This window comes from Pseudoalteromonas sp. RW-H-Ap-1 (assembly GCF_048318575.1).
In the GTDB taxonomy this organism is placed as follows: Bacteria; Pseudomonadota; Gammaproteobacteria; order Enterobacterales; family Alteromonadaceae; genus Pseudoalteromonas.
In genome coordinates this window covers 102917-117238 of the sequence record NZ_CP166996.1, presented here as the reverse complement: position 1 = coordinate 117238, position 14322 = coordinate 102917, and the positions used below count along the sequence as shown (strand labels likewise).

Here is a 14322-nt window from a genome sequence, read left to right as displayed (position 1 = left end):
TATCTTAGTCCTCTACGTTCAAGCCCATCGCACGCGCAGAACCTGCGATAGTGCGAACCGCAGCTTCTAAATCAGAAGCTGTAAGGTCTGGTTTCTTTGTCTCAACGATTTCTTCAAGTTGAGCACGAGTTACTGTGCCTACTTTTTCAGTGTTAGGACGGCCTGAACCAGATTTGATACCTGCAGCTTTCTTAAGTAAGTAAGCAGCCGGTGGCGTTTTCATGTCAAACGTAAATGAACGGTCGCCGTAAACAGAGATCACTACAGGAACTGGAGCGCCTTTTTCGATAGATTCTGTACGTGCGTTGAACGCTTTACAGAATTCCATGATGTTTACACCGTGTTGACCTAGTGCTGGACCTACTGGAGGACTAGGGTTAGCCATACCAGCAGCAACTTGTAGCTTGATTAGAGCTTCAACTTTCTTAGCCATTATAAATACCTCATTAGGTGGGTCTTAGCCTTGTGCGCGCGAGGACGCGTACTCTAGCGGCTTCCCAGTTTAAAAATTGGTTTCTCACTTTTTAGTAAACAGTTAAACAAACGTTTTCCCTGAATACAAAAAGGCCGCTGATTATAAGTTAATCAGCGGCCTTTATCAAGCTTCGTGCCAAAAATTAAGGAATTTTTAACACAACGCTTTAAATCAATTACTTATCTTGTTCAACTTGACCAAATTCAAGTTCAACTGGCGTAGAACGACCAAAAATAAGTACAGACACTTTTACGCGGCTCTTTTCGTAGTCAACTTCTTCAACCACACCACTAAAGTCTGCAAATGGACCATCAGTAACTCGAACCACTTCACCCGGCTCAAATAATGTTGCTGGTTTAGGCGCTTCTGCGTTCTCTTGTAGACGGTTAAGAATACGATCAGCTTCTTTTGTGCTGATAGGCGCAGGACGGTCTGATGTGCCACCAATAAAGCCCATAACACGTTCAGTGCTATTTACTAAGTGCCAGCTGGCATCATTCATATCCATTTGTACTAGTACGTAACCTGGGAAGAATTTACGCTCAGATTTACGCTTTTGACCAGCACGCATCTCTACTACTTCTTCAGTAGGAACTAATACTTCACCAAAGCTGTCTTCTAAACCTTTGATTTTAATATGCTCTAATAATGTTTGAGCAACACGCTTCTCATAACCTGAGAAAGCCTGTACTACGTACCAACGTAGTTTCTTTTCGTTATTCTCATCCGACATGGGATCAGATCTCCAATCCAGTTAAAAAGCCTACAGCGCGGAATAATATGCCATCTAATCCCCAAAGGATTAATGCCATAATCACTGTTGCAACCATTACGATTAATGTCGTGTGCGTTGTCTCTTGACGCGTTGGCCAAACTACTTTACGAACTTCAATACGTGCTTCTTTTGCAAAAGCTAGGAAGGTACGTCCTTTTTCAGTTACTGCTGCGATGCCTAAACCAGCTGCAACGGCAACAACAACACCAATAGCACGTAATAATACAGACTGATCTGCATACATATAATTACCAACTACTGCGCCTGCAAGTAGCGCAATTGCCACAAGCCACTTTACCGCATCCATCCCACTTGATGGTGTTTCCACATTCGTGCTCATAATATTATTACCTTAACTACAGACACAACAACCCTGCACGTCGACAGGGTTAATCCATTAAAATCTAAACTTAAAAACAAGCTTACTTAAACCGATTTTTAATTCTAGACTTTACTCACTTTGTAAAAAATTGGCAGGGGCGGAGAGATTCGAACTCCCAACCGTCGGTTTTGGAGACCGCTGTTCTACCAATTGGAACTACGCCCCTGCAAAGTGGATGCCTATTATACTTACGCAATTCATTAACACAAGAGTAAAAAGATACCCATAACTTAAAATCTCACTGACGGCTGTAAAAATCAAACTTAACATTATTAAAAAAGCAGTTTATGATTGTTTCAATTTTAGGAATACTGCCTGCACAAGGAAGCCCGTGCCTTTACTTCAAACCCTATTCAAAACCCTCATTTTAAGTATTTTTTGCTTGTTTCATAGCATGCTTATTGCCCGCCCTATTCACTTAGATACATATTCGAGTGAGCAAGGATTATCGCAAAACTCGATTACATGCAGCATCACTGATGAGCAAGGGTTTCATTGGTTTGCCACACAAGGCGGTCTTAATCGCTTTGATGGTTATGAGTTTAAACGCTTCAAGTCTCACCCTACTGAGGCTAGTATTTCAGGAAACTGGGTCACCGATTGCCTTACTGGGGGCCCTCATGCTATCTGGTTTTCTACAGCCAGTAATGGTTTAAACTTACTTGATATTCAAACCGGTCAATTTAAGGTTTTTAATACGCAAACTGAGTTGGCGATTACTGATAACCGTATATGGTCACTGGCGTCAGATAACCTAAATAATATTTGGTTAGGCCATGAACATGGAAAGTTAACACGATTAAATATAGTCAACAATGAAGTTGAGTCATTTAGCTATACTAGCCCCGAGCAAGCTAATACCGTCATACAAGATATCGTAATAGATGCTCAACAGAATATCTGGTTAGCGACCAACGAGGGATTAATTAAATTTAACCCCGAGCTAAAAACGTTTAAACACATAGCAAAGAGCCATAAAAATTTATGGCGGTTACACTTAGATACACAAGGGCAGCTATTACTAGCAAGCAAACAAGGCCTTAGCTTATTTATTCCAACAACAGAGGCTTTTGCGGAGTTTGCTCAATTTGCAGATGTATGGATCACCGATATATTAATTGACGACACCGATACCTTGTGGCTTACAAGTTATGGAAACGGTTTATTTTACAAAACAGAGCAAAGTACATCTAAAAAGAATTTTCAGCACATACCGTACAATAAACAGCAACTAAATGGGCTTGCTAATGATTACCTTTTGTCAGTCTATCAAGACCAGTTCGGTATCATTTGGATTGGTACTGATGGCTATGGCTTGCAACGTTATGATAAAAAGCAAAATCAATTTTCGCATCAACAGCACTTGAGCGATGACGAGACTACTATTAGCCATAATTTTGTTCGCGCTCTACTTAAAGATTCACAAGGTCGGTTATGGGTTGGTACGCGTGATGGCTTAAACAAACAAACCGACACTGGCTTTAAGCGCTATAAAGTTAACTCAAAATTGCAAAGCGGCCTTACTAATAATAATGTATTTAGCCTGCATGAAGATAACCAACAGCGACTTTGGATTGGTACCTATGGCGGTGGGTTACTGCAATACAATCCAGTTGAAGATAATTTTATTGCCTATACAACGCAAAGTCATCAACTTAGCAGCGATCGTGTTTATGCGATAACGAGTGATCCTAAAGGAAATTTATGGCTAGGTAGCAACCAAGGTTTAACACGCTTTAATCCCGACACCTTAGAAGTTCAACATTACAAGCACGACGACTCTGTAAATAGCCTTGCTAACAATACCGTATTTACCGTGCTCTATGATCACAATGCGGATGGATTATGGGTCGGGACGCGTGCAGGTTTAGACTATCTAAGCATAGCGGATGAATCATTTACTCATTACCCCTCGGATCAGACATCGCAGACTGGTTTAAGCCATAATATGGTCACCTCTTTGCACCTGCAAAATAACGATACCCTATGGGTGGGTACCTTTGGTGGCTTAAACCGCCTTGATAAAAAAACACAAAAAATCACTTATATTACCGAACATGATGGATTACTAAACGATAATATTTTTGCCATTAAAGATGATAGACAAGGCTACCTATGGCTAAGCAGTAATCAAGGACTCACTCGCTATAATCCCACTAATCAAGCTATGCAGCATTTTTTACCTCGTGACGGCGTGCAGCATAATTCGTTTATTTTAGGTGCCGCTTTTCAAGCAGCTGATGGTGAGCTATTTTTTGGTGGAATCAATGGCTTTAATCAGTTTAACCCTAGTAAACTGCAACTGAGTATTTCAGCCCCAACCCCAGTATTAACTGAGCTATTAATTTATAACCAAGCAAGTACAACAAAAAACTATCTAACAGATCAAAAACAGCCAGCAAAATTAATAAATCATACTAAAAAACTCTCTTTTCCAACTAGCCAAGGGGTCATTGGCTTTAAATATTCAGCCGTTAATAATGCTTCATCGGCTAATCAATACCAGTATGCTTACAAGCTAAGTGGTTTAGATAAGCAATTTATCTATACCGATGCAAGCCAACGACAAGTTAACTATTCACAGCTAAGTGCAGGTGACTATCAATTACAATTAAAAGTTAGCGATCAATACGGGCAATGGAGCAAAGTTCACACTATGCTAAAGCTGACAGTAACGCCTCCTTGGTGGCAAACGAAATTGGCGTATGCGACTTATTTTATAATAGCTTTGATTATTACATGGTTAATTTTAGCGTCACGCTATCGAGCTAAAACCGCAGAGCAACTCATTCAACAAGAAAGAAAGCTTACTCAACTAAAGACCCAATTTTTAGATAATATTAGCCATGAACTTAAAACGCCACTGAGCTTAATTTTAGCGCCAGTAGAAAACTTACAACAGCAACAACTCGGTGCTCAAGCGCAACATCAAGTTTCTATAATTAAACGCAACGGGCACCGTCTGCTTAATTTAATCAATGAGCTATTACAGCTCAGTCAGCGCCCAAGTGCGACTATAGAGTATGTATCTGCTTATTCTATAAGCCCTTTTATAGCACAAATAGTAGACGACTTTACTATTTTGTTTACTCAAAAAAATATTAGTTTTTCCTTTAAAGACAATACGCAACGTCCTAGTTATATAAATTTAGAAACTAAGCATACTTTATCTATTATTGATAATTTATTGACCAATGCACTTAAATACACCCCATCAGATGGAACCATTAACCTAACGCTTTCTAACACAAACAATAATGTTGTTATAACGGTATCTGATACTGGTATTGGTATCGAAGAACACCAGCAAGCGCTTATTTTTGAACGTTTTACTCGTGTTGCAACACACAACCAAACAGGCAGTGGTATAGGTCTCGCGCTGGTTAAGCAGCTTGTAGAGCAATACGGTGGGCAAATTTCATTAGTCAGTAAAATAAACAAGGGAAGTTGCTTCACAGTCACGTTGCCATTGTGTGAATCAGATAACTTATTAACGGATAAACAATTATCGTCCTCTCAAACTATGCCACTAAAAAACAACAAAAAACTACTCATTGTTGAAGATAACGAAGAAATGCGTGAGTTACTGTTTTCATTGTTTAGTGATAACTACACCTGCCTCACCGCTATCAATGGAGAAGAAGGGCTTATGCTGTGCCAAACTCAAATGCCCGATATAGTACTCAGCGACGTAATGATGCCAACAATGGATGGATATCAGCTTCTAAGCGCTATTCGCTCAGACATTTCAATAAACCACATTCCTGTTTTATTACTCTCTGCCAAAGCAGACAGTCGCAGCAGAATCAAAGGGCTTGATTTGCTGGCCGATGACTACCTGTGTAAACCCTTTGAAGCATCATTATTAAAAAGTCGGATTCATGGCTTATTAGGCATTCGTGATGCGTTAAATAAGCACCTAATAAACCAGTTATCAGCCCAAGCACATGCTGTGACCTTAGATGCGCAAATAGAGCAGAATAAAGATTACACGTTTACTGAGCGCTTAAAAACAATCTTGCGTGACAATTACCAAAATGAACTGTTTAGCGTCGAAGAGTTTGCCAGTGCAATGTGTTTGAGCCCTCGTGCACTGCAATTAAAAATGAAAGCACTTTTTGACATTACACCCAGTGATTACATTCGCAATACCCGCCTAGAATATGCAGCAAAATTATTAACTGATAGCGACTTAACCATAGGTTTAGTTGCAGATAACACCGGCTTTAGTTCTCAAAGTTACTTTGCCCGTTGCTTCAAAGCCAAATATTCACTTACACCAAAACAATACAGAGAAGCGCAAGCATGTAAAAGTAGTTAGCTTCGCATCTGTACTCAAAGCTTTCGCCTGAGTACTATTTTTAAGCTACTGATTTATTTAAATTAACCTTAATTAGCCATTGCTAAAAAATAACTACAAATGTAATTAAGTAGATAAATTAAGGAAAATACTATGCTCTCATCCATACAAAAAACGCTACTTGCCACAGCATTGATAACAAGCTTAAGCGCATGTCAAAGCACTTCAACCAACGTCACTTCAAATAAAAATTCACCTGACATTAATGAAGTAAGTAAACAAAAATACAATGGCCCTAAAGCACGTATCGCCGTGGCGCGTTTCACTGATAAATCAAATAACTCAAGATGGTGGCGAAAAGAAATTGGTGAAGGTATGGCAGATCAACTTACCACCGCCCTTGTTGGCACTAATCGCTTTATTGTATTAGAGCGCCAAGCACTAGACGCTGTGCTTTCGGAGCAAGATTTAGCAGTATCGGGCAGAGTGAGTGCACAATCGGGTGCAGCGTATGGCGAAATTGAAGGCGCTGAGATTGTCGTCGTTGCAGCGGTTACTGAGTTTGATGATGACAGTTCAGGCGCAAGTGTTGGATCGGGCGGTTTTATTGGTGATGTGTTTAGCTCTGTTTCAGCTGGCTTTTCTGGATCGCATATGGCTATTGACCTAAGGTTAATCGATACCCGCACTTCACGTATTTTAGCCGCAACTAGTGTTGAAGGCGGTAGTAAAGATTTTAATTTTACCAGCGCAGCAACAAACTTTGGTGGCGCATTGGTTGGAGGGAGTCTTAGCGGTTGGTCAGATACACCAAAAGAAAAAGCACTACGTGAAGTAATAATTAAAGCCGTTGAATTTTTAGAAACTAAAATCCCAGATACCTATTATCGCTACAACCAAAACAACACGCTTGCTGCAGGCTATACAGCACCACCACCGCCAAAGGTAACTCGTAAAAAAGCGGCACCTGCTGCCGTCGCTGTTGATGTGCCAAATCATAGAATGCCACATTATGAAAAAATGGACTTAGCAATGTCTCGTATGAACTTGGTTTGCTTAGGGTATTTAAAAAACCAACCTAATTATGAAGAATTTGAGACTGAAGACGTAAAATACGACCGCCAAACTGTATTAGCACTGCGCGAATATCAACAAGAAAAGAGCTTAAAAGTGACAGGTCTTGCCGATGAAACAACAAAGAAGTCTTTAGATGACACAAAATGTTTAGCAAAAACTCAAAAATCAGGACTTGAAAGTCTAGGCAGCATGTTTCAATTTAACTAAGCAACACAATTAAATTTCAATCAAGAAAGCGGCTATCCTCAAGCCGCTTTTAATCTACTCGTAATAACTCACCGCAATAAAAATCGCATAACAACCAAATTTGCTCAAATTGATGGGTATTTGGAAAAGCTATTTTTTTGACTGTCGCTTCAAAATCACTTCTGTGCCAAATAGTGCTGGCGTTACGAATTAGCAGCCAGGTACGTTTTGAGTAATAGCGCTTGGTGGCTTTTTGCTTGAGCAATCGTCCTAGTGCGGATTGCAGTCGGTGTTCACTGGGCTGTTGTGCCATGTCAGCTAAGTCACGTTGCATTTGTATCGACAGTGGTCGCCCTAACACAGCCATGGCTTCGGTTTCGCTGGCGTATAAATGCGCTACTTCTATATCGAGTTGCTCATTTGCTTGATAACAACTTACATCGGGTCTATTCGGTTCATTATGCCAAATATGGCGCATATGAATGCCGGTTTGCTGTTCATAGCAACGTAAAAACAACTTAGCTGCATCGTGCTCTAATTGTTGTTTTTCGGCATCACTGCTGCGTTTCATTCAAGACCTTATAAACGTCATTTAACAGCGAGGAGGCGCCAAACCTAAATGTCTCTGGTGCTAAATAATCATGACCCATAACCTCAGTTGCTAACTGCAAATAAGTATTGGCATCACCTGTCGTTTTTACCCCGCCAGCGGCTTTAAAGCCAACTGATTTTGATGAATTTTTAATAGCTTTAAGCATAATTTCAGTTGCTTCAAGCGTGGCATTAACCGCGACTTTACCGGTGCTGGTTTTTACAAAATCTGCTCCCCCTTGAATAGCAAGCTCGGTTGCTTGAGTGATAAGTGCAGGTGTTCTTAGCTCACCGCTTTCAATGATCACTTTAAGTTGAGCGCGACTACCACATGCTTTTTTACTTTCACTCACGTATTCCAGCACGGTATTGGCTTCGCCTTTTATAAGCGCTTTATAAGGAATGACTAAGTCAATTTCATCAGCCCCGCGCTCTATGGCTATTAGCGTTTCATTAAGTACTTCATTGAGTGGCGCATCACCTGTAGGAAAGTTAGTTACTGTAGCCACTTTTACATGATTCAATAAACGATTAGCGAGTGCTATTTTTGCATCATCTACAAATTCACTAAACACACAAACTGCAGCGGGAGTGCCTAACTTAGGATCAATACTGTTTACTAATGCATTAATACTAGCTTGATTATCATCGGTGTTTAAACTGGTTAAATCCATTAAACTAACAACTAGCATGGCGTTTTGAGTATTATTTGTCATTTTATGCCCATGAAATTTTAAAAACCTTAAACTATATAAGCATCATAGCTTAATCTTGCTATAGCTCATAACCAAACACTATAAGCGCGCTTTTTATACTAAACAGCACTCTAATCCTTACTAAATAAGATTTAGACCTAAAAAACACAGTTTATATAACTTTTGAGTATATCAACTAAGATTTAATTATTTTTTACTTATCAATAGCCGCTATATTCTGCCTTTGTGTTAAATACTTTATTATCTTTTTTAGGGGCCTTACTCAGTGCAATATTTACCTATCTTTACCAAACTCGACAACAAGCCAGTATTGGTGGTTGGCGGTGGAGAGGTTGCCTTGCGAAAATGCCGCGCATTTTTGAAAGCGCGTGCTGCTGTAACTTTAGTTGCCCCGTGGTTTTGTGATGAATTAAAAGAACATGCGCACAACAATGAAGTAACTTTAATAGATGCCTATTTTGAAGAGTCACACCTTGATGGCAAAATTTTGATTATTGCTGCCACCGACAATGATGAAGTTAATAATACGGTATTTGAACTCGCCAATGCACGTAATGTGTTTGTGAACGTGGTGGATGATCAACCTAAATGTACCTTTATTTTCCCCTCTATTGTTGATCGCAACCCAATTACCATTGCGATTTCAAGTGCAGGCACAGCACCGGTATTAGCAAGACGTTTACGTGAAAAGCTCGAAACACTTATTCCTCAGCATATTGGCCCTCTCGCCAACTTAGTCGGTGGTTTTCGTCATAAAGTAAAACAACGCTTTAAACACTTCGCCGATCGTCGCCAGTTTTGGGAAGGCGTGTTTGATTCATCAGTAGTGAGTAAAGTCCAAACCGGTGATACCCATGGCGCTGAGCAACAACTAGAGCAAATGCTAGATGCCAAAGTAGAGCCTGAAGGTGAAGTATACGTAGTCGGTGCAGGCCCAGGCGACCCAGAGCTACTTACGCTAAAAGCATTGCAGCTAATGCAACAAGCCGACGTGGTGGTATATGATTACTTGGTTTCTGATGAAATCATGGAATTAGTGCGCCGCGATGCCGATTTAATTTGTGTGGGTAAACGCTTAGGCGATCATAGCGTAGCTCAAGAAGATACCAATAAGATGCTAGTTGATTTAGCGAAGCAAGGTAAAAAAGTATGCCGTATTAAAGGCGGCGACCCGTTTATTTATGGTCGTGGTGGCGAAGAAGTACAAGTACTGTCAGCCAATAACGTAAATTACCAAATAGTGCCAGGTATAACAGCGGCCGCAGGCTGTAGTGCCTATGCAGGTATTCCTTTAACGCATCGCGACCATGCCCAAGCCATTCAATTTGTTACTGGTCACTGTAAAAAGGAAGGCCAAGAGCTTAATTGGCAGTCACTTGCACAAAAAAACCAAACACTGGCTATTTATATGGGGGTGATTAAATCGCCGCATATACAAGCCGAGCTATTAAAACACGGGCGAGAAGCAACAACGCCAGTGGCAATAATTGAAAATGGCACACGCAAAAATCAACGCGTTGTCACAGGACAGTTAGACCAATTAGCGCAGCTAATTGAACAATATGATATTATTTCACCGGCATTACTCATTATTGGTGAAGTGGCTTCGCTGCATAAAGAATTGAACTGGTTTGGCGAAAAAGCACAGATCAGTAGCTTTGCTCAACCACTGACAGACGTAGCGTAGTTTAACAGATTTTAATTTAATCATTTTAGTAGGACGACCAACAATGGCTTTAACTCACCTTCAGCAACTCGAAGCTGAAAGTATCAAAATCATGCGCGAAGTCGCCGCTGAGTTTGAGAACCCAGTTATGCTTTACTCAATCGGTAAAGACTCATCGGTACTTTTGCATTTAGCTCGTAAAGCATTTTACCCTGCGAAAATTCCGTTTCCGTTATTACACGTAGACACCAACTGGAAGTTTCGTGAAATGATTGAGTTTCGCGACCGTTTAGCTAAAGAGTACGGCTTTGATTTAATCGTACACAAAAACCCTGAAGGCATCGAGATGGGTGTAGGCCCGTTTACTCATGGTTCGGGTAAACATACCGATATCATGAAAACTCAAGGGCTAAAGCAAGCGCTGAATAAGTACGGTTTTGATGCCGCATTTGGTGGCGCACGTCGTGATGAAGAGAAATCACGGGCTAAAGAGCGTGTTTACTCATTTCGTGATAAACACCATCGCTGGGATCCTAAAAACCAACGCCCTGAGCTTTGGAATACCTATAACAGCCAAGTAAACCCAGGTGAAAGCATTCGTGTATTCCCACTATCTAACTGGACTGAACTAGATATTTGGCAATACATTTATCAAGAAAACATCGAAATGGTGCCACTATACCTTGCTAAAGAGCGCCCAGTGGTAGAGCGCGATGGTACGCTAATTATGGTTGATGACGATCGCATGCCGCTTAATGAAGGTGAAGTACCGCAAATGAAGTCGGTTCGCTTTAGAACATTAGGCTGTTACCCGCTGACTGGTGCGGTTGAATCTACCGCCAGCAATCTAACCGAAATTATTGAAGAAATGCTGCTTTCATCGTCATCTGAACGCGAAGGTCGAGTGATAGATCATGACTCAGCAGGCTCTATGGAGAAGAAAAAACGTGAGGGGTATTTCTAATGTCTAACCTAAATAACGATACATTTAATGAAGTAAAAGAAATTGGTATAGACGCTTACCTAGCACGTCAACAAGATAAAAGCTTATTGCGTATGCTGACTTGTGGCAGTGTGGATGACGGTAAATCTACCTTAATTGGCCGCCTACTGCACGATAGTCACCAAATTTATGAAGATCAGCTAGCCGCGCTTCACAAAGATAACGAAAAAGTGGGTAACGCCGGTGAAGAGCTTGATTTAGCATTGTTAGTTGATGGTCTACAAGCTGAGCGTGAGCAAGGCATAACAATTGACGTAGCGTACCGTTACTTCTCAACCGCTAAGCGTAAATTTATTATTGCCGACACCCCAGGGCATGAGCAGTACACCCGAAACATGGTTACCGGTGCATCAACCAGTGATGTTGCCATTATCTTAGTGGATGCACGTTATGGTGTGCAGGTACAAACTAAACGACATAGTTTTATTTGTGACTCATTAGGCATTAAGCAGTTTGTGGTTGCGGTTAACAAAATGGATATTGTTGATTTTGACGAAACCGTTTATGAAAAAATTAAAGCTGATTATTTAAAATTTGCCAAGCAACTTAACGTATCAAACATTAAGTTTGTGCCTATGTCGGCACTTAAAGGCGATAACGTAGTAACTCGCTCTGCACATACTCCTTATTACACCGACAAGCCGTTGCTTGAGCTGTTAGAAGACTCACCAGCCGCTGAAATCGACACTGGTTTTGAAGCGCGTCTTCCGGTGCAATACGTGGTACGCCCTAATCTAAACTTCCGTGGTTTTCAAGGCACGCTTACATCAGGTAAATTACGTGTAGGTGATGAGGTGAAGGTACTGCCTTCAGGTAAAAAATCACATATTAAAGAAATTGTGACTTTTGATGGCAACCTCGACACCGCCGAGGCAGGTCAAGCAATTACAGTGACACTTAATACTGAAATAGATATTAGCCGAGGGGACGTTATTGTACCTGCGAATTCGCAAGCGCAAGTAACTAACCAATTACAGGCTAAAATTGTGTGGATGCACGAGTCACCATTGGTGCTCGGTAAAAGTTACAACCTTAAACTTGGCAGCAAAAACACCTCGGCAATGGTCACAAAAATTGACCACACAATTGATGTAAACACGCTAGAGCATGGCAGTGCAGATTCATTGCAGTTAAACGAAATTGCGATTGTGACACTGGAGCTGACCGAGACTGTTTTAGCCGATCAGTACCATCATAATCATGAAACCGGTTCGTTTATTCTTATTGATCGTTTATCAAACTTAACGGTTGCAGCAGGAATGATAGAACAGGTACTGCAAAGTGAAGAAAATGCGGGACAATTCAGCGACTTTGAAGTTGAATTTAATGCCCTTGTACGCAAGCACTTCCCACATTGGCAAGCGCTTGATATTTCAAAGCTATAACGTTAATGAACGCCTGTTAGGAACATTTAAAGCATGGTAGAACAGCTCATTTTAACAGGCATTATGTTGCTTTTAGTCGGGTGCCTATTTGGCACCCGTATTAATCCTGCATGGTTATTTGTAAGTGCCATAGGCACAAGCTACTTAACCGGGTTAATAGATTTAGAAAGCATGCTGGTTAATTACACTAATTCATCATTAATTACTTTAGTGTTATTAATTTTAGTGTCGATAGCGATAGAAAAAACCACACTTATTCAACGCTTAGCTAAATCGTTATCCAGTGGTAGTTTAGTTAAGTCAGTAACTAAGTTAGGGCTGTCTACCGCCTTTTTATCGTCGTTTACTAATAATACCGCGGTAGTTGCCTCATTAATTACCGCCATAAAGGATAACCCAAACCACTCTCCCTCAAAGCTGCTGTTACCCTTGTCGTACACCGCGATTTTAGGGGGGACTATTACGCTTATTGGCACCTCTACTAACTTAATCGTAAATGGCTTTGCAGTAGATGCGGGCATGGCGCCACTGGGCTTTTTTGATTTTACCTTGGTGGGTTTAGGCGCACTTAGTGTGGGCTTAATCACTATTTTAGTGATGCTAAAATGCCTGCCCGACAATGGTAAAAATAGCCAAGAAGTTGTGCCTTTTTATTTAGAAGGGAAAGTACAAAGTGGCTCAAAGCTAATAAATTGTACTGTAGAGGAAAACGGTTTACGCGATCTAAAAGACTTATTTTTGGCTGAAATTATTCGTGATGGCAACCGCATTTGCGCCGTTACCCCCCAACATATTATTCAACAAGACGACATACTGCTGTTTGTTGGCGACATAAAATCGGTGCCTTTGCTTACTCGCTTTGATGGCTTAAAAGTAGTTCACGACAAACACGAAAAAGATATAGAACACCTCGTTGAAGTTGTCGTTAGCCAGTCGTCTAAATTAATTGGCAAAACGGTAAAAGAAGCCCGCTTTAGAGAGCAATTTCATGCTGCCGTTATTGCTATTCGCCGTGGGCATGACCGCTTACAAGGCGGGCTTGGGCAAGTGCGATTACAAGCGGGTGATTCACTCATTCTAGCCCCTGGTAAAAGCTTTTATGACTTAACTAACTTAAAACGCGAGTTTGTGTATATTTCAGGGCTTGATTTACAAACCCACCTCGGTGCAAAGCAATCAAATATTGTGCTGTTAAGCTTTGCGGGTGTGCTGGGGTTAAGTATTTTAGGTGCAGTACCGCTGGTTAAGGGCTTGTTAGTATTACTTATTGGCCTAATGCTGTGTGGTACTATTAAGTTGAGCGAAATAAAGCGTCGCTTTCCTATTGAGTTACTTGCTGTCGTGGGCAGTGCTATAGGTTTAGCTAAGCTGATGATAGGCACTGGCCTTGCTGGGCAAATATCAGATGCCATGTTTATAGTGCTAGGCGACTTTGGCCCTTATGGCGCATTTATCGCTATATTTTTAATGACGGTGTTATTTACTGAATTGATCACTAATAATGCCGCAGCAGCGCTATCGTTTCCGGTTGCCTACTCATTGGCCATTGGTTTTAACGTAGAACCTTTGCCGTTTATTATGGCAGTTGCATTTGGCGCTTCAGCCAGCTTTATTTCACCTTTTGGTTATCAAACTAACTTAATGGTTTACAGCGCAGGGAACTACCGACGAAAAGACTATGTAATGATGGGGCTACCGCTTTCTATTATTTATTCAATCACCGTACTGACTTTGATCCCGCTGGTATTTCCGTTTTAATGCCCGCG

General features: G+C 40.9%; 11 protein-coding genes and 1 tRNA gene. 6 read left to right on the top strand and 6 right to left on the bottom strand.

Annotation, left to right across the window (positions count from 1 at the left end):
• Positions 1-4: 4 nt before the first annotated feature.
• The 4 genes from rplK to AB8618_RS00540 form a co-directional block, all read right to left on the bottom strand.
• Positions 5-433, bottom strand: a complete 429-nt coding sequence (gene rplK / locus AB8618_RS00555; protein ID WP_008108462.1) for a 50S ribosomal protein L11 — start codon at positions 431-433, stop codon at positions 5-7.
• Between the two features lie 217 nt (positions 434-650).
• Positions 651-1208 (bottom strand): transcription termination/antitermination protein NusG, encoded by a 558-nt coding sequence (gene nusG / locus AB8618_RS00550; RefSeq protein ID WP_008108460.1) that lies wholly within the window; start codon positions 1206-1208, stop codon positions 651-653.
• A gap of 4 nt (positions 1209-1212) precedes the next feature.
• A complete protein-coding gene (gene secE, locus AB8618_RS00545; RefSeq protein WP_008468833.1) occupies positions 1213-1590 on the bottom strand; it encodes a preprotein translocase subunit SecE in 378 nt (125 codons plus the stop codon).
• Positions 1591-1721: 131 nt separating this feature from the next.
• Positions 1722-1798 (bottom strand) — tRNA-Trp (locus AB8618_RS00540).
• 165 nt (positions 1799-1963) lie between these two features.
• On the opposite strand from AB8618_RS00540, the gene AB8618_RS00535 reads away from it, so the two are divergent.
• The gene (locus AB8618_RS00535; protein ID WP_409424425.1) at positions 1964-5953 is read left to right on the top strand and encodes a two-component regulator propeller domain-containing protein; all 3990 of its coding nucleotides are present in this window, start codon (positions 1964-1966) and stop codon (positions 5951-5953) included.
• A 132-nt stretch (positions 5954-6085) separates the two neighbouring features.
• On the top strand, positions 6086-7216 hold the full coding sequence (locus AB8618_RS00530) for a CsgG/HfaB family protein (RefSeq protein ID WP_409424424.1): 1131 nt from the start codon (positions 6086-6088) through the stop codon (positions 7214-7216).
• Between the two features lie 49 nt (positions 7217-7265).
• Here the strand turns inward: AB8618_RS00530 and AB8618_RS00525 are convergent, their stop codons facing one another.
• Both AB8618_RS00525 and deoC read right to left on the bottom strand, forming a co-directional pair.
• Entirely contained in the window at positions 7266-7766 is a 501-nt protein-coding gene (locus AB8618_RS00525; protein WP_409424423.1) for a hypothetical protein, read from the bottom strand.
• On the bottom strand, positions 7750-8502 hold the full coding sequence (gene deoC / locus AB8618_RS00520) for a deoxyribose-phosphate aldolase (protein ID WP_409424422.1): 753 nt from the start codon (positions 8500-8502) through the stop codon (positions 7750-7752). The genes AB8618_RS00525 and deoC overlap by 17 nt, the downstream gene beginning before the upstream one ends.
• A 265-nt stretch (positions 8503-8767) precedes the next feature.
• Between deoC and cysG the strand changes: the two genes are divergently transcribed.
• The 4 genes from cysG to AB8618_RS00500 are packed head-to-tail and all read left to right on the top strand — an operon-like array spanning position 8768 to position 14314.
• On the top strand, positions 8768-10189 hold the full coding sequence (cysG, locus tag AB8618_RS00515) for a siroheme synthase CysG (RefSeq protein ID WP_413401117.1): 1422 nt from the start codon (positions 8768-8770) through the stop codon (positions 10187-10189).
• A gap of 43 nt (positions 10190-10232) precedes the next feature.
• Complete coding sequence (cysD, locus tag AB8618_RS00510; RefSeq protein ID WP_008108450.1) at positions 10233-11132, top strand: sulfate adenylyltransferase subunit CysD; 900 nt, start codon at positions 10233-10235, stop codon at positions 11130-11132.
• A complete protein-coding gene (cysN, locus tag AB8618_RS00505) occupies positions 11132-12556 on the top strand; it encodes a sulfate adenylyltransferase subunit CysN (RefSeq protein WP_413401116.1) in 1425 nt (474 codons plus the stop codon). Before cysD ends, cysN begins: the two co-directional genes overlap by 1 nt.
• 33 nt (positions 12557-12589) lie before the next feature.
• Entirely contained in the window at positions 12590-14314 is a 1725-nt protein-coding gene (locus tag AB8618_RS00500) for an SLC13 family permease (RefSeq protein ID WP_413401115.1), read from the top strand.
• Positions 14315-14322: the final 8 nt, after the last annotated feature.